Origin of the sequence: Clostridium sp. JS66 (assembly GCF_033561535.1) — a bacterium.
In the GTDB taxonomy this organism is placed as follows: domain Bacteria; phylum Bacillota; class Clostridia; order Clostridiales; family Clostridiaceae; genus Clostridium_AM; species Clostridium_AM carboxidivorans.
The window spans coordinates 5,223,417-5,250,169 of the sequence record NZ_CP131467.1 but is presented as its reverse complement, the minus strand read 5'-3'; the positions used below and the strand labels follow the sequence as shown (position 1 = coordinate 5,250,169).

Here is a 26,753-nt window from a genome sequence, read left to right as displayed (position 1 = left end):
TTTGGTAGATACTTTATATTTTACGGCATTAATACTTATAAGTATTAGAATGTTTTGTTTTTTTGTGGTAGTTCCCATATTTTTTCCAAGTGGAACTCCACCTACGGTTAAGGTGGGTATAACCTTAATTATGGCATACATATTGATACCTGGTGTTGATTATACAGGGATCAACAATATAAATAATAATTTACCGTTTATTATAAACTGTATGAATGAAGCAGTTGCAGGATTTACATTGGGTTTTATAACAAATATATGCTTTAATAGTGTTCGTTTTGCTGGCAGTATCATGGATATGCAGGTTGGATTTTCAATGATGTCAATGTTTGACCCAACATCAAGCAGCAACACTACCTTTATAGAACATGTATTATATTGGTTTAGTATGGTAGTTTTTTTTATAGTAGATGGACACCATATGCTTATAAAAGCTTTAATGGAAAGCTTTAAAGTTATAAAGTTAGGAAATTTTTTCTTAAATCAAAATTCAATAAACTTGATAATAAGAGTGTTTATTGAGTATTTTGAAATAGCAGTGAAAATAGCAATACCTATAGTATTGATAATTCTTATAACAGATATAACCATGGGACTTGTTTCTAGAACAGTTCCACAGTTGAACGTAATGATACTTGGAGTACCAATAAAAATACTTGTAGGACTTGGAGCATTTTGCTTTGCACTTCCTATATTTTTAAAAATGATAGAAAACTCTTTTTATGGAATTCAAGATGCTATAAATGGATTTTATAAAACTATACCTCTACTTATAATATTCGCATCTGATGATAAAACTGAAGAAGCTACACCGAGAAAAAAGAGTGATGCTAGAAAAAAAGGACAAGTGGCTAAAAGTAAAGAAATAGCCTTAGCACTTACTTTACTTACTTGTACTATAGTTATGGCAGCTTTAGGTGGTTATGTTGGTAATGGCCTTAAAAGTACATTGATAGTTTTTTTAAATAATTATTTAACTATGTCATTAAGTTATGATAGTGTACAAAAAATATTTTTTATAGTTGTATGGAGAATAGGAATAATATTTCTTCCGGTAGTGCTTCCAATTATGCTTATGGGAGTATTAGCAAATTTTCTTCAAACAGGAGCTCTTATTACCTCAGAACCATTAAAGCCTGATTTTTCAAAGCTAAATCCTATAAATGGATTTAAAAGAATGTTTTCTATGAGGACAGTTATGGAACTTTTTAAGGATTTAGCTATGGTATCAATAGTGGGTTTTGTAGGTTATAAATTTGTAAAGGATAATTATGGATACATACTTACTTTAGGAAGTCTTAATTCACAAGCGGTAGCAGGTGCAGTAAGTAAACTTACAATTAATATATTTTTTAGAATAACTATATTAATGATTATTATTGCAATAATAGATTATGTTTATCAGAAATTTCAATATAATAAGGACTTAAAAATGTCAAAACAGGAAGTAAAGGAAGAATATAAACAAGATGAAGGAGATCCTCAAATTAAAGGAAAAATAAAGCAAAAGCAGAGGGAAATGGCTACTAGAAGAATGATGCAGGAGATTCCTAAGGCTACAGTAGTTGTTACAAACCCTACACACATAGCTGTAGCACTTAAATATGAGGAAGGATTAAATGCTCCAGTGGTAGCTGCCAAGGGAGTAGATAGAGTTGCATTAAAAATAAAAGAAATAGCTAAAGAAAATGATGTTCCCATAATTGAAAATAAACCGCTTGCAAGGCTTATGTACAGTGAAGTTGAATTAGATGAGGAAATTCCAATGGACATGTATGAAGCTGTAGCAGAAATATTAGCATTAGTATATAAAATTAAAGAACGTAAGTAAAACACAGGGGTGGTATTTTGGAAAATAGTAAAAAAAGATTTAATATAAAAGACAACGTAGATATAATAATGGCTTTTGTAGTTATATCTGTGGTAATGATGATCATAATACCATTACCTGCAGGAGTACTAGATATACTTATAGCATTTAATATTACTGTATCCGTAGTAATTATACTTTTAACAATGTTTACCACAGAGGTTTTACAGTTTTCTGTATTTCCAACATTACTTTTGATTACTACTTTGTTTAGGTTAGCTCTTAATGTATCATCTACCAGATTAATACTTAGAGATGCTTATGCAGGAGAAGTAATTAATTCTTTTGGAACCTTTGTTGTAGGCGGAAATTATGTAGTTGGTATAATTATATATCTTATTATAATAATTATACAATTTATAGTAATTACTAATGGTGCAGGCAGAGTATCAGAAGTTTCAGCTAGATTTACTTTGGATGCTATGCCTGGTAAACAAATGAGTATAGATGCAGATTTAAATTCAGGACTTATTGATGAAAGTGGTGCTAGGAAAAGAAGAGAAGATTTACAGCATGAGGCAGATTTTTATGGAGCTATGGATGGTGCTTCAAAATTTGTAAAAGGAGATGCTGTAGCAGGACTTATAATTACAGTAATAAATATTATAGGTGGTATTGTAATAGGTGCTGTAATGCTTAGTATGGATATATCTACTGCAGCACAAACTTATACAAAACTCACTATAGGTGATGGACTTGTAACGCAAATACCAGCACTTTTAATATCTACAGCATCAGGTATATTGGTTACTCGTTCAGGCAGTAAAGAAAACTTTGGTACTTTAGCTATAAAGCAGTTAACAGGATTTCCAAAGGTTATAGCAATAGCAGCTGTAGTTCTTTTATTTCTTGCTATTATACCAGGACTTCCACATATTGCATTTTTCATACTATCTGCAGCTTGTGGAATAGCGGCATATCTTCTTTACAAGGATGCAAAGGAACAAGTTATGCAGCAAATGGAAGTTGAACAGCAAGAAATAGTACAAACAGAAAGTAAGGAGCCAGAGAATGTAATGAATCTGATTTCTGTTGAGCCTATGGAGGTGGAAATAGGCTATGGACTTATTCCTATGGCAGATGAGGCTGCAGGAGGAGATTTACTTCAAAGAGTAACCTCTGTAAGACGTCAATGTGCTATAGAAATGGGTATAGTAGTACAGCCTATTAGAATAAGGGATAATCTTCAATTGAAGACTAATGAATATGTAGTAAAGATAAGAGGAACTGTAATGGCAAAGGGAGAACTTATGCCAAATATGCTTTTATGTATGGATCCTACAAATGGTGAGACAGAAATTCAAGGTATTAAAACTGTGGAACCATCTTTTGGTATTCCAGCAGTTTGGATAAACAAGGATCAAAGAGAAGAAGCAGAAATAAAAGGTTTTACTGTGGTAGATCCTACTACTGTTATGGTTACTCATTTAACAGAAACTATAAAGAATCATTCATTTGAATTGTTAGGAAGACAAGAAGTTAAAGTTATTGTGGATTCAGTAAAAGAGAAATATAGTGCAGTAGTAGAAGAATTAATACCAGATTTATTAACAATAGGTGAGCTTCAAAAAGTACTTCAAAATCTCCTAAAGGAAAGAGTATCAATTAAAGATATGGTAACTATAATGGAATCATTAGCGGATAATTCCAGAACTACAAAAGATATTGAAGTTTTAACTGAATATGTAAGATTTGCTCTTGGAAGAAGTATTTGTAATCCACTTGTGGATGAAAATGGAGCTGTATCTGTAGTTACATTGGATCCTAAAATAGAAGATCTTATAGGAAATAATATACAAAAGTCTATGCAGGGATCATTTCCAGCTATAGATCCAGATACTACAGGTAAAATTTTAGGTTCTGTAAAAAATACTTTAGATTCTGTGTATTTTTATGAAAATCAACCAGTAGTATTGGTATCTCCTAAAATACGACCTGCTTTTAGAAAGCTTATAGAAATGGTTTTTCCAGCAGTAAATGTGTTATCTCTTAATGAAATACCAAATGATATAGAGATAAAAACTGAAGGGGTGATTTCAATATAATGGTAATTAAAAGATACATAGTTAAGAGTATGAACGAAGCACTTACTAGAATAAGATATGAATTGGGAAAAGATGCCGTTATAATAAGCCAGAGAAGGGTAAGAAAAGGAGGTTTTTTAGGCTTTTTTTCCAAAAGAGTTTTAGAAGTTACAGCAGCCGTGGACAATAAGAAATCATCTAGAGATATAAGTAGTGGAGAAAATGTAGAAGAAAGCATACAAGCTATAAAAAAGATAATGAATACTAAAATAAAAGAAAATGAAAAGCAAATTAAAGAAAGTAATATACAATTGAATAATCAACAAAGAAAAAGAACTGAAGTTATTTTTGATGAAAATTATAAGTCAATGTTAGAGAAAAACAATGAACAACTGATGAATGAAGTAAAAGAAATGAGAAACATGTTAGATGAAATGGTTAAAGGATCAAATATAACTATTGGTAAAAGCAAAGTGCAATTATATTTAGAGAAAATGGATATAGAAGATAGTGTTGTTAAATGCATAATGAATGAAATGAAAATGATATCTGATGATACCACTGATAAAGAAAAAATTAAGAAAGTAATGGAACATATTATACTTACAAAGCCTATGGAAGAAAGTGATGTAGTAGTGCTAGTTGGACCAACAGGAGTGGGGAAAACCACTACTATTGCAAAGTTGGCAGGTAAGATGGCACTATTAGAAGGAAAAAAAGTAGGGCTTATAACTATAGATACATATAGAATAGGTGCAGTAGAGCAGCTTAAAACTTATGCAGATATAATGAATATACCTTTTAAAGTAGTTTTAACTATAAAGGAAATGGAAGCAGCAGTAGAAAGTATGAGTAACTGTGATGTAATATTAGTAGATACTACAGGAAGAAGCAGTAAAAATACCATGCAAATATCAGAACTAAGAGCTTTTATAGAAAAGGTTAATACTGATAATGTGAATTTAGTAATGAGTTGTACTACAAAAAATAGGGATATAGGTGTAATACTTGAGGGATATAAGCCTTTAAATTATAGTAACATAATAATTACTAAGTTGGATGAAACTTCTACATATGGCTCTATATTAAACATATGTGAAGGTTCTAAAAAACCAATAAGCTTTGTCACAACAGGACAAAATGTTCCAGATGATATAAAGTTTATGACTTCAAAAGAAATAACCAATCTTGTACTAGGAGAGGATAGTATATGATGGATCAAGCTGAAAAATTAAGAAGTCTAGTACAAAAAGAAAAAGTAATAAAACAGGAAGGTAACTTAGGGTCCTCTAAACCAAGAATTATTACGGTAACTTCTGGTAAAGGTGGAGTTGGTAAAAGTAATTTTGTAGTAAATGCAGCTATTGCACTACAAAAGATGGGAAAAAAAGTACTTATATTTGATGCAGATATTGGCATGGGGAATGATGACGTACTTATGGGATTTTTGCCAAAATTTAACGTATATGATATAATATTTGATAATAAATCTATAGAAGAAGTGGTAATTGAAGGAACACTTGGAGTAAAACTTCTTCCAGGAGGAACTGGTATTTCAAAATTTGAAGAAGTGACAGAAGCTCAAAGAGATGCTTTTATAAATAAATTATCAGAATTGAATGATATTGATTATATAATAATTGATACTGGGGCAGGTGTAAATAGAAGTGTACTTGGTTTTATTGCTTGCTCAGAAGAATTAATACTTATTACCACTCCAGAACCAACTTCGCTTACAGATGCATATAGTCTTCTTAAAACGGTGAACCATTTTAAATTAAAAGATTCTGCTAAAGTTTTGGTGAATAAAACCATAGATGCAGAAGAGGGGAAAGCTACATATAATAAATTTAGCAATGTAGTAAAAAAGTTTTTAAATATAGAATTACAGTATTTAGGCCATATGAGTGAGGATAAAAAACTTATTAAAGCCGTAAGAAGTCAGGAACCTTTTTTAATAAGTTACCCTAATTCAACTGTGGCTAAGGATGTAGAGTATATAGCAAGAAAAATAGTTGGTATTGAAAGTGAAAAAGGCGGAAAAAGTGTACAGGATTTATTTAAAAAAATATTCAATATATTTTCATAAGGAGTAGTTATATGAGTGAAAAGGTAGAGTTTTTAATTAACGGTAAAATAGAAATTGAAATGGAAGATGGATATTATAAAAGTAATATTCAGGATATTACAGAAGAATATGTAGCAATAAGTATACCGGTAAATAATGGTCAATATCTACCTTTAAGGAAAGAAGAAACGATTACTGGCGTATACTATTGCGATAAAGAAATATATAGGTTTGAAACTGTAGTTTTAGGAAGAAAAGTAGATAAAATACTTATTATAATGATAAAGAAGCCTAGTACTTTTAGAAAGGTACAGAGGAGAAATTTTGTCAGAGTTCCTTTTATGACTAATGTAGTTTGTGCAAGAATAAATTTGACAAAAGATATGAAAAGTATAGGGGATAATCAAATAGAGTTCTTTGAAGCCTATTCACTGGATATAAGTGGAGGCGGTATGAGGATTGCTGTTAGTCGCGAATGGGAAGAAAAAATAAATTGTAAGGATATTTTAATGGTAACAATCCCTTTACAACAAGAAAGTATTACTGTAAAGACTAAAATAATAAGGGTAGAAAATGATAGGAAAAATCCTAAAATTATTTATGGAACTGTTTTTTTAGATTTAGATAGACCTACCCGGGAAACTATGATAAAATTGGTTTTTCATATTATGAGGAATCAGATGAAAAATGGAGTAAAGGGGGATTAGAATTATGGCATTGGCGGATGGCCTGGATGTTAAGGAAGAGCTGGTAAAAAAATATATACCGTTAGTTAAATATATTGCATCAAGAGTTATAATAGGTAAAACCAAATATATAGAATATGAAGATTTAGTTAGTTATGGAATGCTTGGGCTTATGGATGCTATAGGTAAATTTGATAATACTAGAGGTATGAAATTTTCCACTTATTCTTCTATAAGAATAAAAGGTGCAATGATAGATGAAATAAGAAAAAATAGTCCTATTTCAAAAGGAGCTATGGACAAGCTAAATAGATATAATGCTGCAGTAGAAAGACTTCAAAAGACTTTAGGAAGGGAACCTTCTGATAAGGAAATAGCTAACGAACTTAAAATAACATTAAAAGAAATGATAGAAATAGAAAACTATATAAATTATATATCTATTGTTTCATTGGAAGATTTAATATTCTCAGAAGATGATGATATTCCTCTAATTGGTACTATACAGGACAATAAAAGTCCAAGCCCAGAAAAAAATTTAGAAGAAAAAGAGGAATTAGAATATCTTACAAAAGCATTGGACTTGCTTAATGAAAAGGATAAAACAGTTTTATCTTTATACTATTATGAAGGCTTGACATTGAAAGAAATTGGAAAAGTTTTAAGTGTATCAGAATCTAGAGTATGCCAGCTTCATAGTAGGGCTATTGTACATTTGAGAAATGCAATGCAAAAGCTTAAATACATATAATAAATTTTAATTAAAAGCGAGGAAATTTATGATTTTGGTTATAATAGTTCTAATTATAACAGGAACATTATTAATAGTGTTAAATTTTAATGCTATGAAAAAAGAAAAGTTTACAAGCGTATTGAATAATAAAAAAGAAGATTTAACAGATTATAAATTAGAAATTGGTAAAGTTAAGAAGGAATTTTCCGAAACTATATTAGAGTTGCAAAAAGAAATAGAAGATTTAAAGGTTAAAATAAATTTAATGGAATCTTCTAATTGTGAGTCAAGAAGTGAATTGCAAAATAAAATTGCAGGGGAACAGTTACATATAGAAATTAATGATGAATTAGATAAAAAAGATGAAATAGAAAATAAAAGTGAAATAAAAATAGAATATAATGAAAATAAACTAAATAATGAGCTTAAAACATCCGAGAATATTAAAGTAGGAAATAATGGCATAAAAGTAGACAAGATAAACAGAATGATAAATGAAGGAATGTCTGTTGATGAAATAGCTGAAGAACTGAACATTGGTAAGGGGGAAGTGCTATTAATAAAAGAATTATATGTAAAGTAAAAGCTTTAATAGATTTTTTAAGTGATAGAAAATTATTAATAGGTATAGGAATAGGTATTATTATATCCACAATTCTTATGACTGGAGTCAAATTTAACTATGAAATGAGTAAAGTTAAAATTGAAGATAAGGCAAGGTCAATGGGTATGATGTATCCAGATGAAGTTAAAGTAATTAATAATAAGGAAGTGGGCAAATGATAAGAAGTCTTTATACTGCAGTTTCAGGAATGATAACTCAGGAAGCCAAACAGGATGTGATAACTAATAATTTAGCCAATGCAACTACAGTGGGGTTTAAAGGTGATAATTTAGCTGTTAAAAAATTTGATGATGTATTACTTCAAAATTATGACAAGATAGTTGGAGGCAAGAATGTAAGAAATGTAATAGGCTCAATAAGTCTTGGAAGTAAAATAGATGCTGTAAATACTGATTTTACCCAAGGGAATATAGAGTCAACGGATAAAGCTACAGATTTTGCTATAGAAGGAAAGGGCTTTTTTGCAGTACAGAGGAACAATGGGGTGGACAACGGACAATATTATACAAGAGACGGCCATTTTCATGTAAATATTAACGGAACACTTGTTAATGATTCTGGTGATACAGTGTTAGCTAGAAATTTGCAAAACAATTCTTTAGGTCCTATAAATGTAGGAAGTGGAGAACTAAAATGTGATACTAGTGGTAACATAAGTATAAATAATGTACCAATGTATAAGTTGTATACAGTAGATTTTAATGATTATAATACCTTGAAAAAGGTAGGAGATAATCTTTATCAAGGAACAAATCCTACGGAAAATGCAGCTGTGGTTAGACAGAAATCTTTAGAAAAATCTAATATAAATGTAATTAACGAAATGGTTAGTATGATGACTACTATGAGAACTTTTGAAACTAATCAAAAAATTGTACAAGCACTTGACGAAACTTTAGCTAAAGCAGCTAATGAAATTGGATCAGTAAGATAGAAGGGGTGATATTGTGTTAAGAATTTTATGGGGAAGTAAAAGTGCTATGAATGCTCAACAAGAAAAGCTAGATAGTATTTCCAATAATATTGCAAATGAAAGTACACCAGGATATAAGAGAGAAGATGTAAGTTTTCAAGATTTAGTTTATGAAACTTTAAATAGAAAGGGTTATCCTAATAGTGGTAATAATCCTAAAGAACCTATAAATGGTACAGGTGTTAAAGCTACAAAGTGGTATAGAGATAACACTCAAGGCTCTTTAAGACAAACAGATTCTAAAACAGATTTTGCAATAGATGGAGAAGGATATTTTAGAGTTACACTTCCTAATGGAAATAAGGCTTATGAGAGAGCAGGAAGCTTTAATATAGATAATAATGGAGATATTGTAGATAAGAATGGTAATAGGCTAGATATAGAATTTACAGAAGAAGGATCAAATTTATTTAATTCAGGTACTGTATTTACTCAAGACAATTTTGCTGTCAAAGAAAATGGAGAAATCTATTTAAATATTGATAATAATAATAGTGTATATTATGGAAAGATTAATGTTTATAATCCAGTAGGACAAGAAGCTTTTAGTTCTATTGGTGACAATTTATATACAGCTAATCCAGGAGCGCAAATTAATATTGCACAAAATAGCAATGTACTTCAAGGTAAATTGGAAGAATCAAATGTAAATATTGGAAAAGAAATGACAGATATGATAATAGCACAAAGAGCTTTTGAACTCAGTTCTAAAGCTATGAAAACAGGTGATGACATGTGGGGACTTGTAAATAATATGAAGGGTAGATAAAAGCACTGAAATTTAATTCAGTGTTTTTTTATTTATACAATATTTCTGTCAATAAATAAATTCTATATACATATAATATATAGATGTAATGATTTAGGAGGGTTTTTAGTGGAAAGAATGTATGGCAGAGGTAGTTGTAATAAGGAAAAGGGGGCTAAAATGGAAGAACATAGCTGTGGAATGAAAAATTTTATATGTCCTATGATGAAATATATGGGTCCAATGATGAATATGATGATGAACCCTATGATGATGAATCGTATGATGATGAATCCAATGATGGGGCCTATGATGCAGCAAAACATGCCTGAAGCAATGATGGGTAGTATACCACAGAATGGAATGTATGGTGTGAAAATGAAAACTGTAGAAATGAGTGAAATAGAAGATTAGCATAATTAGAATTTTAACAAAAAATGTTAAGAAGTACACAGGCTTAATATAAATCTATGTACTTCTTTTAATGATTATAAGTTTTATTTTGCCATTACTGCTGTTAATGGTGGTACAACCTGTTTCTTTCTTGAAAGTACTCCAGGTGCATATGCAGAATTATTTTTTAATACTACACCAAAGGCCTCATCAACAGCATCTGTATGATCTCCAACTGCGATTAATTCAGATCCACCTTCCAAAATATTTGTTAGCATAAGTAAAATCAAACCGAATTCTTTTTCCTTACAAGTATTCTCCATTAAGTCTAACATATCTTTTCTTATTGGGTTGAAGCTTTCAACATCCATAGTAGATACTTGACCTATACCAACTTTAATTCCACCTATAGTAAATGCTTTGAAATCTTGATTAAGTATTTCAGCAGGTGTTTTTCCTTCAAGTGAAGAACCTGCTTTAAACATTTGTTTTGCAAATGTTTCAGGATCTATATTAGCTAAGTTTGCTAATCTCTTTAATGCGTGTTTATCAGCATTAGTTGATGTAGGTGATTTAAATAGTAAAGTATCTGAAATAATAGCAGCACATAAAAGACCTGCAATTTTTCTAGATGGTCTTATACCATTTTCAAAAAACATAGAAGCAACTATTGTGGCAGTACATCCTACAGGTTCATTTCTAAAATATATTGGTGAACCTGTTTGAATAGCAGCAATTCTATGATGATCTACTATTTCAAGTACATCAGCATCATCAAGTCCAGGTACGGATTGAGATTTTTCGTTATGATCTACAAGAATTACCTTTTTCTTTTTTTGAGATATTAAATGATATCTAGAAACATTTCCTACAACTTTATTTTCTGAGTTTACTACAGGGTAGCTTCTGTATCTAGTTTCAAGCATAACTTCTCTAACTTCTTCAATAAAATCATCAGTTTTAAAGGAAATTAAGTTATCTTTAGTCATTACGTAACTTACAGGAACACTTTGGTTTATTAATCTTGAAGCAGTAAATGTATCATAAGGAGTTATAATTACACAACATCCTACGCTTTTAGCTTTTTCTATTATAGCATCACTTACATCGTGGTTACCTGCTATAATCATAATTGAAACTTTACAGTCTAAACATACATTTTGAGCATCTTCTCTATCTCCACAGATTACAAGATCTCCTTCTTCTATAACTTCTTTAGCACTTTCAGGCTGCATAGCTGCAACTACTACCTTGCCTGCAAATTTAGGTTCACCTTCCACAGCATAAACACATTTAGCAGAAAGAGTATCTAGTATGTTTTCAAGATTTGTTCCACTTTTTTGTATTATATTATTATCCCATATATCCATATAACTAGAAGTTATATTTGATTGAGAAGCAAGACCTATTAGTCTATCTTCATCATCAACTACAGGAAGAGTTTTTACGTTATTTTTTCTTATCATTGACCAGGCTGTTTTTAAGGAAGTGTCTGGACAAATTGGAGCAACGCTATCAAAGTTTAAATCTCCTATTTGTGCTTTAACTGTATCAACTAATTTAGGCTCTTTAACTCCAAAATAATTTAATACAAATTCAGTTTCTCTGTTTATGTTTCCAAGTCTTATGGGAATAGCATTTACGCCAGTTTTATTTTTAAATTCTGCATAAGATATGGCAGAACAAATAGAATCTGTATCTGGATTTCTATGTCCTGTTATGTACACTACATCATTCATTTTTTAAATCCTCCTAATTTTATATTAAATTCTAATGATTGCTACATATTATTATATACAATAGTAATGCTTTATACAACATATATGCAAAATCTCATGTATATACTTTCATGCATAGTATTTGTTTTTTTATTATTTTTTCATAATAGTAGTAATTAAAGGCATATATTTAAATTGTATAAACAACTAAAAAAGGGGAGGGATGTATTTGATTAATGAAAGAGAATTACAAAATGGACTAACCCAAGAAGAAGCTAATAGAAGGTTAAAAAAGTATGGACCTAATAGATTAGAAAAAAAGAAGAAAATATCTGCAATTAAAATATTTCTTCAGCAGTTTAATGATTTTATGGTTTGGGTACTTATTGCAGCTACAGTTATATCAGGTTTTATGGGTGAAAAAGCAGATGCCATTACTATACTTATAATTGTTGTAATGAATGCAATACTTGGCTTTTTTCAAGAATATAGAACTGAAAAATCCTTAGAGGCATTAAAGGAAATGGCAGCTCCTACAGCTAAAGTAGTAAGGTCAGGAGCTTTAACTGTAGTAAATGCAGAAGAATTAGTTATTGGAGATTTAGTGCTTCTGGAAACTGGAGACAGAGTACCAGCAGACTGCATGTTAACAGAGGATAGCAATTTTATGTTAGATGAATCTCTTTTGACAGGTGAATCTGTAGGTGTAGAAAAGAGTTGTAAAACTAAAGAAAATTCAATATTTATGGGCACTACAGTTTTAAAGGGAAAAGCTAGAGCTAGAATAGTGGAAACTGGTATGAAAACTGAAATGGGAAAAATAGCAGGTATGCTCGAGAGTATAGAAAATGAAAGGTCTCCTCTTAAAGAAAAGTTAGCTTCACTTGGAAAAGTTTTAGTAATAATTTGTATTGCTATATGCATAATTGTAACCCTCACTGGAATTTGGAGAGGACAAGATAAATATGAAATGTTTCTTCTAGGTGTAAGTTTAGCTGTTGCAGCTATTCCAGAAGGTCTTCCAGCTATAGTTACAGTAGCTTTGGCACTTGGAGTTTCAAGAATGCTTAGAAGAAATGCTTTAGTTAGAAAACTTCCAGCAGTTGAAACATTAGGATGTACTTCTATCATTTGCAGTGATAAGACAGGTACTTTAACAGAAAACAAAATGATGGTAAAGGCCATGTACTTTAATGAAAAAATATATAAAGTAGATGAAGATTCAATTCCTGAAAATTTATTATTGAAGAAAGCTTTTACATATTGCAATGACTGTAATTTTGATTTTAAGGAAAAGAATATTTCAAAAAGTTTGTTTGGAGATCCTACAGAAACAGCTTTAATTAAAGCTTTTTTTAAGAACAGCGGTGAACTAAAAAATTTTTTAGATAAAGCAAATAGAGTGTACGATATTCCTTTTGATTCTGATAGAAAAATGATGTCTGTAATAATGAAGGAAGGTACAAAAGAAATTTGTTATGTAAAAGGAGCACCTGAAAGGATAGTAGGTAGATGTAAATATATTTTAGATAGAGGTGAAGTGAGATTATTTACATCAAGTTATAAGGAAAAAGTAGAAAAGGCTGTAGAAAATATGTCCTTTAATGCACTAAGATGCATAGCAGGTGCATATAAGGATAAGGGGATTGTAAGAGGAAAATCGTTAGAAGATAATCTTGTGTTTTTAGGTGTTGCAGGAATTATAGATCCACCTAGAAAGGAAGCTAAAGATGCAGTTTTAAAATGCAAAATGGCAGGTATAAGAGCGGTAATGATAACTGGAGATCACAAAAATACAGCCTTTGCTATAGGCAAGGAATTGGATATTTGTAAGGATCAATCACAGGTTATAACTGGGGAAGAGTTAGACAAAATAAGTGATAGAAAATTAGCAGATTTGGTTGATAGAGTATCTGTATTTGCTAGAGTAAGTCCTAATCATAAATTAAGGATTGTAAAGGCCTTTAAATCAAAAAATAAAATTGTGGCCATGACTGGAGATGGAGTAAATGATGCACCCGCAGTTAAGGAAGCTGATATAGGTATATCTATGGGAATATCAGGTACAGATGTAACTAAAGAAGCTTCTTCTATGATACTTTTGGATGATAATTTTGCAACTATTGTAGCAGCAGTGGAAGAGGGAAGAGTTATTTATTATAATATAAGAAAATTTATAAGGTACTTGCTTTCCTGTAATTTAGGAGAAGTGCTTACCATGTTTTTATCTTCTCTTTTCTATTTAGATACGCCACTTTTACCTATACAAATTTTATTGGTAAATTTGGCTACAGATGGGTTACCAGCTATAGCATTAGGGGTAGATCCAGCTAATGAAGATATAATGATTGGAAAACCTAGACCTAAAAATGAAAGTATATTTGCAAGAGGTTTAAGCGAAAAAATAGTTATAAGAGGAACTTTAATTGGGGTATGTACAATATTAGCTTTTATGGTGGGAAAATTGTATGGATATAACTTAAAAACATGCAGGACATTAGCGTTATGTACTTTAATAATATCACAGTTGATACATGTATTCGAGTGTAGATCAGAAGAACACTCTATATTCCAAATAAATTTATTTACAAATGTCTATTTGCTTGGAGCTGTAACTATATCAATAACTATGCTTATATGTGTATTATACATTCCATTTATGCAAATAGTATTCCATACTGCAGCTTTGAATATAATTCAATGGGGAATTGTAATATTTTTCTCAGGTATAATAGCATTAACTAATAGTTTATATTTATACTTTAAATAAAAAAGATAGAATTGCATTAGCAATTCTATCCTTTATTTGATTCTTTGAACTCTTTGTGTTCTTTGAGGTTTTCCATCCATAGGTACTAAGTCTTTTTTTGTTGTAATATTTCTTATATTAATAAGTTCAATTTGTTCTCTATTTTCTTTACCTCTTTTACCTTTTAAACCTTGAACTAAAACTAAATTTCCTTGAGATATAGTTATAAAATCTGGCTTCTTAAACCACTTATTTCTCACATAAGAGCATTTTACAACATTTTTACTTCTCTCAGGTCTTACCAAAAGGGTTACATTTAATTTATGGAATATCCACAATATAGTTTTTTCAGTAATTTTAACAGATACTACTGTTCCTTGCACTTGAGTAAGTCTGTCGCCATATTTTTTCAAATAAGACTTTGTGTAATATTGAGCAATTTTTTCTTTAAAACTCATGGTAATAACTCCTTTACGTTTAAATTTTATGGAATGCTGAGTTTTTCAGCGGTTTCAATCCCTAGATCTTCAATTAGGTAGTGTATTTATAACATAGTATTATGTTTTTTAAGAATATAATGCACACTTATCATTGAATGTACATATACGCTATAAGTATACTAAATAAACTTGCACTTTGTCAAAAAAGTTTTAAATTATAGTACTATTATATGCAATGAGATAAGAAAATTCAAATTTTAAATTAAATACTAAAAAGCTGATTAGTAGTTTTTTTATTTTTTGTGCCTAAATAATAATTTTAAGAATATTATTATAGTAAGCGATAAAAGGAGGATGGGATATGCAGAGAGAATTGGCAGCTGAAGAAATTATATATAAATTTGAGTTTGAAAATACCAAATTAAGAGAAGATAGCTACCATGTACCTGATGATAATGAAATGTATAAAAAATTAAAAATGGCTTTAGAAATAGATAAAGAAGGGTATAATGTTTATTTAATAGACGATTTTTCAAAAGATAAATTAAAAGAAATCATAAAGTTTGTGAAGGAAAATCTAAGGTTCAAGGAAAAACTAGTTGATATATGCTATGTTATAGAAGATGATGAAAAATGTCCTAAGGTATTATTTCTAACAGCTGGCAAAGGAAAAATTTTAAAAGAAATGTTAGAAAAAATACAAAAAATATATTCGGAAACAACTTATGAATTTTATACTGATTCATCTAATGAGGAAAAGGAAGAAATAACTGAAAGTATTCGTAAAAAAAGGTCTGATTTAATAAATAAATTATTAAAAGATTCCGAAGAACAGGGCTTTACCATTAGAGCAACTCAAAATGGGTTTACTTTCATTCCTATGAAGGATAAAGAAGAAGTTATGGATGAAGGTGAGTATGAAAAGTTAGAGAATGAAAAGAAAGAAAAAATATTAGATAAGGCCAGCAGCTTAAAGAAGAATGCCCAAAAGGTTTTGGAAGAATTAAAAAGTATAGAACAATCTGGAATTGAAAAAATAAAAGAATTTATGGATGATTATTATATTGTGAAAACAAAAGATGTTAAAGAAGAATATTTTGAAAAGTTTAGAGATAACAATGATATTATGGAGTTTTTAAATAATATTTGTGTTCAAATAGAAGAAAATATTAAAGAAATATATTCTATGAATTATGAAGATGATGAAGATGAAATAAATAACGCAATATATAAATACATGGTAAATGTGTTAGTGGATAATAGTGAAAACAATGAACCCCCTGTAATATTTGAAGAAGATCCTAGTGTAAATAATTTGCTTGGAATTATAGAATATGAAAGCAAAAATGGATCATATATTACAGATATAAATTTGATGAAACCTGGATCACTTTTAAAGGCAAATGGTGGATGTATTATAATTAGAGCAAATAGTCTTTTGAATAATCCTTCAGCATATTATCATTTAAAAAAATCCATTATGAGTGGTAAAGTAGACTTAGATTATAATAGGGGATATTTGGAATTCTTAAATTTAACTGGTATAAAGCCAGAACCTGTTAAGTTTTGCGAAAAGATAATAATTATAGGTGACTATAATCTTTATAATCTTTTATACAATTACGACGAAGATTTTAAAAAAGTTTTTAAAGTGAGAGCCGAATATAAATCTTTACTAGATATTAGTGAGGAAACAAAAAAATCTTTCTTAATAAAAATATATAATATGTGTAGATTCAATAATTTTTATCAGCTGTCTCAGGAAGGTATAACAGAGTTAGCTAAATTTTTATCTAGAAAAGCTGAAAATAAAAATAAACTTTATATAGATGATTATGAATTAAATAGAGTACTTACAATTTCTAATAATAAAGTGGAAGAGGATAATAGAAATAAAATAGAAGAAAAGGACATAATAGATACAGTATATACTGAAGAAACAGTAGAAAGAGAAATAAATGAAAGCTATAAGGATAACAAGATATTTATAAATGTAATAGGAAAGCAAGTAGGCCAAGTAAATGGTTTATCTGTCATAGATACAGGATATTGCAGCTTTGGAAAACCTATAAGAATAACTTGTTGTTGTTATAAAGGGGAAGGAAATATAATAGATGTACAAAAAGAAAGTAATTTAAGTGGAGACATACACAATAAAGCTATAAATACATTAAAAGGATATATAAGCAATCTTATAGGTGGTTATGAAAAGATACCTGTAGATTTCCATTTAAGTTTTGAACAGATATATGGCACAGTAGATGGAGATAGTGCATCTGTAGCGGAAGTAGTATCCATGATATCATCTTTAAGTAAAATAGGAATAAAACAAAATATAGCAGTTACAGGATCTATAAATCAATTTGGAAAAGTACAGCCTATAGGTGGGATAAATGAAAAAATAGAAGGATTCTTTAAAGTATGTAAATTAAAGGATACCATAAAAGATAAGGGAGTTTTAGTTCCAGAATCTAATTTAAACAATATTGTATTGAATAAAGAAGTAGAAGAAGAAATTAAAAATGGAAATTTCCACATATATTCTATGAGCTGTGTGAAAGATGCCGTAGAAGTATTAATGGGAAGAGAAAATTTCGGCTACAATGAAATTATGGGTGAATTAAGTAAAGAATTGAAAAAGTACACGAGAAGGCACAAAAAAAGTAGATAAAAAATTTTTACATTATAAGTACATTGCAACACAATTTTTTAGGTTGAGTACGCATTGAATATATGGTGTATAAAAGCCAACCGTTCATTAAGGAGCTCTAATGCCTAAAATTTAAAAAATCCCTACCCGCTCAAATGTCCCGTCCTGAGACTTTCGCGGCTTGAATCGTCCTGATTCAAATTACGTGATTTTTTAAATTTTAGACATAAGAGCTCCTAAATTCTCTCAAAAGCTTTTATACACCATATATTCAAAGCTCCCTCCACCTAAAAAGTTGTGTAGTAACTATTGTAATTCTAATATGAAAAATTGCTTATAATTATCTATAACAATGCAATTAGATGCATATAATTGAAGTTAAAATTCAAACTTCCACTGCACTCTTACGTAGCATTAAGCTTATATTATATAAGCTTAAACATTGAATCTAAAGTTAACAATGTCTCCATCCTGCATGATGTAATCTTTTCCTTCAAGTCTAAAATAACCTTTTTCTTTTGCAGCAGCTTCAGATCCACATTCTACAAGTTTGTTATAAGATACTATTTCAGCTCTTATAAAGCCTCTTTCAATATCTGTATGGATTTTACCAGCAGCTTTAGGTGCTTTGGTTCCATTTTTTACTGTCCATGCTCTAACTTCTTGAACACCAGCAGTTAAGAAACTCATAAGGCCTAGAAGCTTGTAACTTGCATGTATTAGCTTATCCAATCCAGCTTCATCAAGTCCATATTCTTCAAGCATTTCTTTCTTTTCATCATCTTCAAGAGTAGAAAGTTCTTCTTCTATTTTAGCTGAAATAACTATTACTTCAGAGTTTTCTTTAGAAGCATATTCTTTAACTTTCTTAACATAATCATTTTCTAGGTTACCAGAAATTAAATCATCTTCAGAAATATTTCCTACATATAATACTGGTTTTGTTGTAAGTAAAAAATATCCTTTAACGATTTCGCTTTCATCTTCAGTTAACTCTAAAGTTCTAACTGGATTACCATCTTCAAGATGTTTTTTTACTTTAAGCATTAATTCATATTCAGCTTTAGCTTCTTTGCTACTTCCACTTTTAGCAAGCTTAACAATTTTTTCAATTCTTCTGTCCATTACTTCTATATCTGAAAATACAAGTTCTAGATTTATAGTTTCAATATCACGAATAGGATCTATAGAACCATCTACATGAACTACATTAGGATCATCAAAACATCTTACTACATGAACTATAGATTCTACTTCTCTTATATGAGATAAGAATTTATTTCCAAGACCTTCTCCCTTACTTGCTCCCTTAACCAATCCTGCAATATCATAAAATTCTATTGCAGTGTATACCTTCTTTTTAGAATTATACATTTTTTCAAGAACATCCAATCTTTTATCAGGAACACTAACTACACCTACATTAGGCTCTATAGTGCAGAAAGGATAGTTAGCAGATTCAGCTCCAGCTTTTGTTATAGCATTAAATAAAGTACTTTTACCTACATTAGGTAATCCTACGATTCCAAGTTTCATTTATGTACATTCCTTTCAATTATATATTGTAAAAAAACTTAAATTTTTTCTATTAAATTATACTCTACAAATGAAGGTATTTCAACCTGATAAAGGACAGAGGACAAAGGACAATTGACAGAGAACAGTGAAGGATGATTTTTCTCCGTTATACTACGAAAAATCTTTAATTAAAAAACTTACCTTCGATGTGCCAAAGTTGAATATCTTATTTAAGATTATAGAGAATTAAGTAGTAATATGATTTTTATTGTAGTTGATTTCAGTACTATTTGTTGGAACATTAAAGGAGATGTTATCGAATAAGAGTGAAAAAAAATTTTAATTCCCTTAAAAAAATAATTAAAATTATTTTAGACAAAGAAGGAATTTTTATGTTAATATAGAATATGTAAAATTAGTGGTTAAAAGTGGGGTAAAGTGGAGTAAATAACCAAATAGGGGTGTAGAAAATGTTTATAGGGGAGTATGAACATGCATTAGATAATAAAAATAGAATAATCATACCCTCTAAGTTCAGAGAAGAGCTTGGAAGTAAGTTTATACTTACCAAGGGACTAGATGGTTGTTTATATGCTTATCCACTAGATGAATGGAGTGTACTAGAAGATAAATTAAGAAAGCTTCCATTAACAAGTAAAAATGCACGAGCTTTCGTTAGATTCTTTTTTTCTGGTGCTAATGAAATGGAATTGGATAAGCAAGGAAGGACTTTAATTCCACAAAGCCTTTTAGAATACGGAGAGATAAAAAAGGAAATAGTAAGTATTGGAGTATCCAATAGATTAGAAATATGGAGCAAGGAAAAATGGATACAATACAATAGTTCAAATATAGATTTCGATAAGATTGCAGAACAAATGAGTGAACTTGGAATATAACATAAGTTGGAGGTAGATTCATAGATGGAATTTAAACATGTATCAGTATTGTTAGAGGAAACTATAGATGCATTAAACGTAAAAGAGGATGGAATATATGTAGACTGTACTTTAGGAGGAGGAGGACATTCTTATGAAATACTTAAAAGACTTTCACCTAAAGGAAGACTCATAGGCATAGATCAAGATACTGCTGCATTGAAAGCGGCAGGTGAGAGATTGAAACAATTTAATAATGTAACTTATGTTCATAACAACTTTTATAATATAGATGAAATTTTACAAGAATTAAATATAGAAAAAGTAGATGGAATTATGATGGACCTTGGAGTTTCATCTTATCAATTAGATGAAGCTGAAAGAGGATTCAGTTATATGAAAGATGCACCTTTAGATATGAGGATGAATAGAGATAGCAGTACTTCTGCATATGATATAGTAAATTTTTATAGTGAAGAGCAGATCTTTAAAATAATAAAGGAATATGGTGAGGACAATTTTGCTAAAAGAATAGCGAAATTTATAGTGCAGAGAAGGGAAAAGGAAACAATAAAAACTACATTGGAGCTTGTAGATATAATACGTCAAGCAATACCTGCAAGATTTCAAAAGGATGGTCATCCTGCTAAAAGAACTTTTCAGGCAATTAGAATAGAAGTAAATAGAGAACTACAAATATTGGATAAGGCTGTAGAGGATAGTGTAAATCATTTAAATAAAGGAGGAAGGATAGCTATTATAACGTTTCATTCATTAGAGGATAGAAAAATAAAAGTTAAGTTTAAAAAATTAGAAAATCCTTGTACATGTCCTCCAGATTTTCCGATGTGTGTATGTGGAAAAAAACCTCTTGTAAAACTTATAAGTAAAAAACCTATAGAACCTTCAATAGAAGAAGCAGAAAATAATTCAAGAAGTAAGAGTGCTAAATTGAGAGTGGCTGAGAGAATATAGTTCTAAAAAAAATGTGAGGTGAATAAAGTGATAGTGGTAAATAAAGATAATGTTATATCAGGAAATACTGTTCTCCAACCTGAATATGTACCTTACGTAGAAGAAGAGCAAGAAAAATTAAGAAGAAGAGCAAAGGAAAAGAAGTTAAGACAAAAAAGGCTAAAAGGTAAAATTAAAATAATAAGAAATATTACTTTAGCCTTTACTGTAGGAGTAATACTCGTAGGTAGATATTGTGTAATTTATAATATGCAGCAGCAGTTAAATTCTATAAGTAATAATATAAACGAAGTAAATAGGGATAATGAAAATTTAAAAGTGGAGTTAGTTAAGTATAATAACATTCAATATATAGAAGATGCCGCAGTTAGTAAATTACATATGATACTTCCAGATAAGGGTACGGCAGCACAGGCAGATTTAGATAAGGAAGTTATAAAAGCTTCAGATAAAAAGTCAGATACTCAAGCATATAAAAGCATATGGAGTAAATTAAGTAAAATGCTATTTTAATTAGACAGAATATTATTGTTGAATTTTCAAGAGAGCAATTTTTACGGGGGTAAGCTTATTGAATAAAAAGGAATACAGAGATAAAGTTATCATCAGAAGAAGAATGATAATAATTTTCAGTTTTCTTTTTACAACATTTTTATTACTATTTAGCAGATTGATTTATGTTATGGCTTATGAATCGTCTAAATTAAAAGCACTTGCTATTGATCAGTGGACAAGTGAAGTGAAAATTGATGCTAAAAGGGGTAGAATTCTAGATAGAAGTGGACATGAGTTAGCGGTAAGTGCTAATGTATATAGAATAGATTTAGATATGAATACCCTAAGAGATACAATGAAAGAAAAAAACTTATCAAAGGATTATGTAGCAGACAAATTAGCTTCAGCTTTAACTATAGATAAAAGTGAAGTTAGTAAAATACTTAATAAAACACTACCAGGAGGACTTCCACTTGGGTCAGCTACATTGAAGAGAAGAGTTGAAAAAGCAGAGGCTGATAATGTTAGAAGTTTAAATTTAAGAGGTGTTTTAGTGTCTGCAGATACTAAAAGGTATTATCCTAATAATAACTTTCTTGCTCATGTTATGGGACATACAAATTCTGATGGAACTGGACTTACTGGAGTAGAGCTTTATTATAACAAAGAACTTTCCGGAACACCAGGTATGAGAATAGCAGAAACAGATAAAAAGAGTAAACAATTTACCAATACTATTTCAGAGTACACTAAACCTATAGATGGAGAAGATGTGGTTTTAACCATAGATGAAACAATACAGCATTTTTGTGAAAAAGCTGCTGACCAAGCTTTAAATGATAATAAAGCAAAAGCAGTTACTGTAATAGTTATGGATCCAAAAAATGGTGAAATTCTTGCTATGGTAAATAAACCGGATTATAATCCTAATGAACCATGGATTAAAGATAAATCTTATGATGAACTTCAAAAGTTATGGAGAAATAGAGCAGTCAGCGATGCCTTTGAGCCAGGATCTATATTTAAGGTTATAACGGCAACGGCTGCATTAGAAGAAAATGCAGTTAAGGAAAGTGATAAATTTTCATGTTCAGGAAGTATTACCATAGGAAAAAAAGTCATACACTGTTGGAAGACTTCTGGACATGGAGAACAAGCTTTTGTTGATATATTAAAAAATTCTTGTAATGTAGGTTTTGCTCAGTTGGGAAAGATGATAGGAAAAGAAAATTTAAATAAGTATATACAAAAGTTTGGCTTTGGACAAAAAACAGGTATAGATCTGCCAGGAGAGGCTAAAGGAATTGTTAAAAAGACAAGTGCTATAAGTGATATCGATTTAGCAACAATATCATTTGGACAGGCAAATACAGCATCTCCAATTCAATATCTTACAGCATTTAATGCTGTAGCAAATGGAGGAACATTGATAACACCTCATGTAATGAAGGAAATATCTCATTATGATAATAATGCAAGCAGTGAAGTTACGGATAAAAAGTTTGATATATCAGGAACTAACAGTAAGAAAATTGTGGATTCGAATAAGGTAGCACAGCTTAGGGGATATCTTGAAAAGGTAGTTGCAGAAGGTGGAGGTAAAAAGGCTTTTATAGATGGATACCATATAGCAGGTAAAACTGGAACTGCGCAAAAAGCTGGAGTTGGTGGATATCAGCAAGGCAAATACATAGCATCCTTTGCGGGCATGGCACCAGCTAGTGATCCTAAAATAACAGTATTTGTATCTATAGATGAACCTGATCCTTCTAATTATTACGCAGGACAAATATCTGCGCCTGTGGCAAAACAAGTTTTTAATGATATATTTAATTATTTGGATATTAAAAGTGATGCTAGCAGTGAAGATGTAAAAAAGAGTATGCTAAAAGACGTTATAGTTCCAGATGTAAGAGGAATGAAAAAATCTGATGCGGAAAAAGTTTTGAAGGAGAATAATTTAACTGATGAATTAGACTCAAATGGAGACTATATAGTAGATATGAATCCTAAACCTGGATACACAGTGAAAGAAGGTACTAAAATTGTACTTTACACAGGAAACACAGCAAATTATAATAAAGTAGTAGCTGTTCCTGATGTTGAAGGGTTAAGTCAGGAAAAAGCTGAAGCTGTATTTAATAGTTTAGGCTTGAAAGCAGAATTTGAAGGAGAAGGAGTAGTATCTGATCAAAGTGTTAAGCCAGGAGACGAAGTGCAAAAAGGAACGGTGGTAAAACTTGACACTGACATACTAGGAGATTAAAATATTAGGCATGCAATACATAGAAAATCATATGTGTTGCATGCCAATGCTATGTAAGAGAATTAAAAAGGGGTGTTTCTATGAACTTGAAAAAAATATTAAAAGAAATAAAATATGAATTATTAAAGGGTAATGATGATCTGGAAATAAGGGAAATTCAGTATGATTCAAGAAATGTAAAAAGTGGAGATTTATTTGTGTGTATTGAGGGGTATAGCACAGATGGACATAAATATGTAAGTAGTGCAGTAAGTAATGGAGCAGTAGCTGTTATTTGTAGTAAAGATATAGGAAACTTAACTGAATGTACAGTTATAAAAACTGAAGATACTAGAAAAGTTTTAGCTTTAGCAGCGGCAAATTATTATGATCATCCTTCGGACAAATTGAAGGTAATAGGTATAACAGGCACAAATGGAAAAACTACTTCAACATTTATGATGAAATCTATTTTAGAAGCTCAAGGATATAAGGTTGGGCTTTTGGGAACTATAGCAAATTATGTTGGAGATAAAAAAATACCAGCTCATAGAACTACTCCAGAGTCTCTAGAACTTCAAAAACTATTTGCAGAAATGGTGAAAGAAGGAGTAAACTATTGCATTATGGAAGTATCATCACATTCATTATATCTAGACAGAGTATATGGTGTGAAATTTTGTCAAGCAATATTTACTAATTTAACAAGAGATCATTTAGATTTCCATAAGACCTTTGAAAATTATTATAATGCAAAACTTATATTATTTAAAAATACATTAAGTTCAGTAGTAAATATAGATGATGAATATGGTGAAAGAGTATATGAGGATTCAGAAGGAAAAAAGACTTCTTATGCTATAGATAAAGATGCTGATGTTAAGGGAAGTAATTTACATATGCATTCTAGAGGAGTAGAGTTTGATATAACATACAAGAATGAAACTCAGCATATAAATTTAAATATACCAGGAAAATATAATGTTATGAATGCTCTTGGAAGTGCGGCGGCATGTTTAGGCGAAGGAATGAGTCTTGTGCGCGTAAAGGAAGGGTTAGAAGCTATGCTATGTGTACCTGGAAGATGTGAAATAGTAACTAAAAATTATGACTTAGGTTATGAAGTTATAGTAGATTATGCACATACTCCAGATGGATTAGAAAATATACTGAAAACTGCAAGAGAGTTTACTAAAGGTAAACTTATAAGTGTCTTTGGTTGTGGTGGAGATAGAGATAATACTAAGAGACCTATTATGGGAAAGATAGGTACAGAGCTAAGTGATAAAGCGGTTATTACTTCAGATAATCCTAGAACTGAGGATCCTATGTCCATAATAAAAGAAGTTGTAGCAGGTGTAGAAAAAGATAATTATATTGTGGTAGAAAATAGAAGAGAAGCTATAAAAAAGGCTATGAAAATGGCAGAAAAGGATGATGTTATAGTAGTGGCTGGAAAAGGACATGAAGATTATCAAATATTAAAGGATAAAACTATTCATTTTGACGAAAGAGAAGTAATTGCAGAAATTATAAAGGAATTGAATAAGTAGAAGGAGTGTTTACAATTGGAACATATGACCTTTGATGAGATAGTTAATGCGGTGCAAGGAAAAGTTGTATTGCAGGGAAACTATGAAAAGTTTAATCAAATAAGTACGGATACGAGAAAAATAGATAAAGATGATATATTCATAGCCTTGAAAGGAGAAAATTTTAATGGAAATGAATATATAAAAGTTGCTAGTGATAATGGAGCATCTATATGCATTATAGATGAAATTAAGTATAGAGAAGATGAAATAGAAAAAGGAACTACAATAATTAAAGTTGAAAATACTAAAAAAGCATTGCTGCAATTGGCTAAAGCTTATAGGAATAAGCTTAATTTAAAGGTAATAGGTATAACAGGATCTAATGGAAAAACATCTACAAAGGATTTGTTAGCAGCAGCATTAAGTTCTAAATATAAAGTTTTTAAAACACAAGGAAATTTTAATAATGAGATAGGGCTTCCATTAATGATATTTAAACTTGATAATAGCTATGATATAGCAGTACTTGAAATGGGAATGAATAATTTGAATGAAATTCATAGAATGGCGGAAGCTGCGAAACCTGATATAGCTTTAATTACTAATGTAGGTGTAAGTCATATAGGTAACCTTGGCTCAAGAGAAAATATATTGAAGGCAAAGCTGGAGATTACGGATTTTTTTAATAAGAATAATATTTTAATTGTAAATGGAGACAATGACCTTCTTTCAGGAGTAAAAAATAATAAATTTTCTATATACACTACAGGAATGGAAAATGAAAACAATCTTAACGCTTGTGATATAGAACTTAAGGAAAATTTTGTAGAGTTTAGTGTAGAGGAAAATGGAAAAAAATTTGAGGAAACATTTCATGTAGAAATACCAGGAAAACATACAATATCTAATTCACTACTAGCTATAGCTTGTGGAAGAATATTAGGCATGGAGAATAAAGACATAAAAGAAGGATTAAAAAATCTTCAAACTACTGCTATGAGAATGGATCTTATTAAAGGAAAGAAGTTTAATATATTAAACGATTGTTATAATGCCAATCCTGACTCAATGAAGGCAGCTATAGATGTTTTAAAAAATGTAGAGTCTAGTAGAAGAATAGCTGTATTCGGAACTATGGGAGAATTGGGAGAACAATCTTATAAATCTCATAAAGAAATTGGTGAATATTCAGCAAAAAATGGAGTGGATTTACTTTTAACATTTGGAGAATATAATGAAGCTTTTGAAAAAGGTTTTAAATCAAGTGCCAAAGCTGAATATAAAGCTTTTGAGGATTATAATGAAGGAGTAAAATATTTAGTGGATGAATATTTAAAAGAAGGGGATACAGTTTTAGTTAAAGCTTCTAGATCCATGAAATTTGAAAAAATAGTAGAAGAACTTAAGAAAAATAACTTATAGGGGGTTAT

The 26,753-nt window shown here is 30.1% G+C and carries 21 protein-coding genes; 18 read left to right on the top strand and 3 right to left on the bottom strand.

Features of this window, described 5'->3' with window-relative positions; all coding sequences use genetic code 11:
- Position 1 precedes the first annotated feature (1 nt).
- From Q6H37_RS24325 to Q6H37_RS24280, 10 genes are all read left to right on the top strand, one after another.
- Entirely contained in the window at positions 2-1,831 is a 1,830-nt protein-coding gene (locus Q6H37_RS24325; RefSeq protein WP_318737254.1) for a fused FliR family export protein/FlhB family type III secretion system protein, read from the top strand.
- 68 nt (positions 1,832-1,899) lie between these two features.
- Positions 1,900-3,915, top strand: coding sequence for a flagellar biosynthesis protein FlhA (gene flhA, locus Q6H37_RS24320; protein WP_412523950.1), 2,016 nt, complete (start codon positions 1,900-1,902; stop codon positions 3,913-3,915).
- The gene (flhF, locus tag Q6H37_RS24315; protein WP_318737250.1) at positions 3,915-5,108 is read left to right on the top strand and encodes a flagellar biosynthesis protein FlhF; all 1,194 of its coding nucleotides are present in this window, start codon (positions 3,915-3,917) and stop codon (positions 5,106-5,108) included. The genes flhA and flhF overlap by 1 nt, the downstream gene beginning before the upstream one ends.
- Positions 5,105-5,983 carry a MinD/ParA family protein gene (locus Q6H37_RS24310; RefSeq protein WP_318737249.1) on the top strand — a complete coding sequence of 293 codons (879 nt, stop codon included), beginning with the start codon at positions 5,105-5,107 and terminating at the stop codon, positions 5,981-5,983. The genes flhF and Q6H37_RS24310 overlap by 4 nt, the downstream gene beginning before the upstream one ends.
- Before the next feature lie 11 nt (positions 5,984-5,994).
- On the top strand, positions 5,995-6,669 hold the full coding sequence (locus Q6H37_RS24305; RefSeq protein WP_318737248.1) for a flagellar brake protein: 675 nt from the start codon (positions 5,995-5,997) through the stop codon (positions 6,667-6,669).
- Positions 6,670-6,673: 4 nt separating this feature from the next.
- Positions 6,674-7,399, top strand: a complete 726-nt coding sequence (locus tag Q6H37_RS24300; protein ID WP_318737247.1) for a FliA/WhiG family RNA polymerase sigma factor — start codon at positions 6,674-6,676, stop codon at positions 7,397-7,399.
- Positions 7,400-7,427: 28 nt separating this feature from the next.
- Positions 7,428-7,964 carry a hypothetical protein gene (locus tag Q6H37_RS24295; protein ID WP_318737245.1) on the top strand — a complete coding sequence of 179 codons (537 nt, stop codon included), beginning with the start codon at positions 7,428-7,430 and terminating at the stop codon, positions 7,962-7,964.
- A 196-nt stretch (positions 7,965-8,160) separates the two neighbouring features.
- Entirely contained in the window at positions 8,161-8,940 is a 780-nt protein-coding gene (locus Q6H37_RS24290; protein WP_318737243.1) for a flagellar basal-body rod protein FlgG, read from the top strand.
- Positions 8,941-8,953: 13 nt separating this feature from the next.
- The gene (locus tag Q6H37_RS24285; protein WP_318737241.1) at positions 8,954-9,748 is read left to right on the top strand and encodes a flagellar basal-body rod protein FlgG; all 795 of its coding nucleotides are present in this window, start codon (positions 8,954-8,956) and stop codon (positions 9,746-9,748) included.
- A gap of 117 nt (positions 9,749-9,865) precedes the next feature.
- Positions 9,866-10,141: a hypothetical protein gene (locus Q6H37_RS24280; RefSeq protein WP_318743151.1), complete on the top strand. Its 276-nt coding sequence runs from the start codon at positions 9,866-9,868 to the stop codon at positions 10,139-10,141.
- 83 nt (positions 10,142-10,224) lie between these two features.
- Here Q6H37_RS24280 and Q6H37_RS24275 read toward each other — a convergent pair whose 3' ends face one another.
- The gene (locus tag Q6H37_RS24275; RefSeq protein WP_318737239.1) at positions 10,225-11,859 is read right to left on the bottom strand and encodes a putative manganese-dependent inorganic diphosphatase; all 1,635 of its coding nucleotides are present in this window, start codon (positions 11,857-11,859) and stop codon (positions 10,225-10,227) included.
- A gap of 202 nt (positions 11,860-12,061) precedes the next feature.
- Between Q6H37_RS24275 and Q6H37_RS24270 the strand changes: the two genes are divergently transcribed.
- Positions 12,062-14,608: a calcium-translocating P-type ATPase, PMCA-type gene (locus Q6H37_RS24270; RefSeq protein ID WP_412523887.1), complete on the top strand. Its 2,547-nt coding sequence runs from the start codon at positions 12,062-12,064 to the stop codon at positions 14,606-14,608.
- Positions 14,609-14,640: 32 nt separating this feature from the next.
- Here the strand turns inward: Q6H37_RS24270 and Q6H37_RS24265 are convergent, their stop codons facing one another.
- Positions 14,641-15,045 (bottom strand): hypothetical protein, encoded by a 405-nt coding sequence (locus Q6H37_RS24265; protein ID WP_318737237.1) that lies wholly within the window; start codon positions 15,043-15,045, stop codon positions 14,641-14,643.
- 343 nt (positions 15,046-15,388) lie between these two features.
- Here Q6H37_RS24265 and Q6H37_RS24260 point away from each other — a divergent pair, with 343 nt between their 5' ends.
- Complete coding sequence (locus Q6H37_RS24260) at positions 15,389-17,698, top strand: AAA family ATPase (RefSeq protein WP_318737236.1); 2,310 nt, start codon at positions 15,389-15,391, stop codon at positions 17,696-17,698.
- A 414-nt stretch (positions 17,699-18,112) separates the two neighbouring features.
- Here Q6H37_RS24260 and ychF read toward each other — a convergent pair whose 3' ends face one another.
- The gene (gene ychF, locus Q6H37_RS24255) at positions 18,113-19,213 is read right to left on the bottom strand and encodes a redox-regulated ATPase YchF (RefSeq protein WP_318737235.1); all 1,101 of its coding nucleotides are present in this window, start codon (positions 19,211-19,213) and stop codon (positions 18,113-18,115) included.
- A 452-nt stretch (positions 19,214-19,665) separates the two neighbouring features.
- On the opposite strand from ychF, the gene mraZ reads away from it, so the two are divergent.
- The 6 genes from mraZ (at position 19,666) to Q6H37_RS24225 (ending at position 26,745) form a co-directional block, all read left to right on the top strand.
- Positions 19,666-20,094 (top strand): division/cell wall cluster transcriptional repressor MraZ, encoded by a 429-nt coding sequence (mraZ, locus tag Q6H37_RS24250; protein ID WP_318737233.1) that lies wholly within the window; start codon positions 19,666-19,668, stop codon positions 20,092-20,094.
- A gap of 24 nt (positions 20,095-20,118) precedes the next feature.
- Positions 20,119-21,048: a 16S rRNA (cytosine(1402)-N(4))-methyltransferase RsmH gene (rsmH, locus tag Q6H37_RS24245; RefSeq protein ID WP_318737231.1), complete on the top strand. Its 930-nt coding sequence runs from the start codon at positions 20,119-20,121 to the stop codon at positions 21,046-21,048.
- A gap of 27 nt (positions 21,049-21,075) precedes the next feature.
- A complete protein-coding gene (locus tag Q6H37_RS24240; protein ID WP_318737229.1) occupies positions 21,076-21,561 on the top strand; it encodes a hypothetical protein in 486 nt (161 codons plus the stop codon).
- 58 nt (positions 21,562-21,619) lie between these two features.
- Positions 21,620-23,809: a stage V sporulation protein D gene (locus Q6H37_RS24235; RefSeq protein WP_318737227.1), complete on the top strand. Its 2,190-nt coding sequence runs from the start codon at positions 21,620-21,622 to the stop codon at positions 23,807-23,809.
- A gap of 80 nt (positions 23,810-23,889) precedes the next feature.
- Complete coding sequence (locus Q6H37_RS24230) at positions 23,890-25,341, top strand: UDP-N-acetylmuramoyl-L-alanyl-D-glutamate--2,6-diaminopimelate ligase (RefSeq protein WP_318737225.1); 1,452 nt, start codon at positions 23,890-23,892, stop codon at positions 25,339-25,341.
- Positions 25,342-25,356: 15 nt separating this feature from the next.
- The gene (locus Q6H37_RS24225) at positions 25,357-26,745 is read left to right on the top strand and encodes a UDP-N-acetylmuramoyl-tripeptide--D-alanyl-D-alanine ligase (protein WP_318737223.1); all 1,389 of its coding nucleotides are present in this window, start codon (positions 25,357-25,359) and stop codon (positions 26,743-26,745) included.
- The last annotated feature ends 8 nt before the right edge of the window (positions 26,746-26,753 follow it).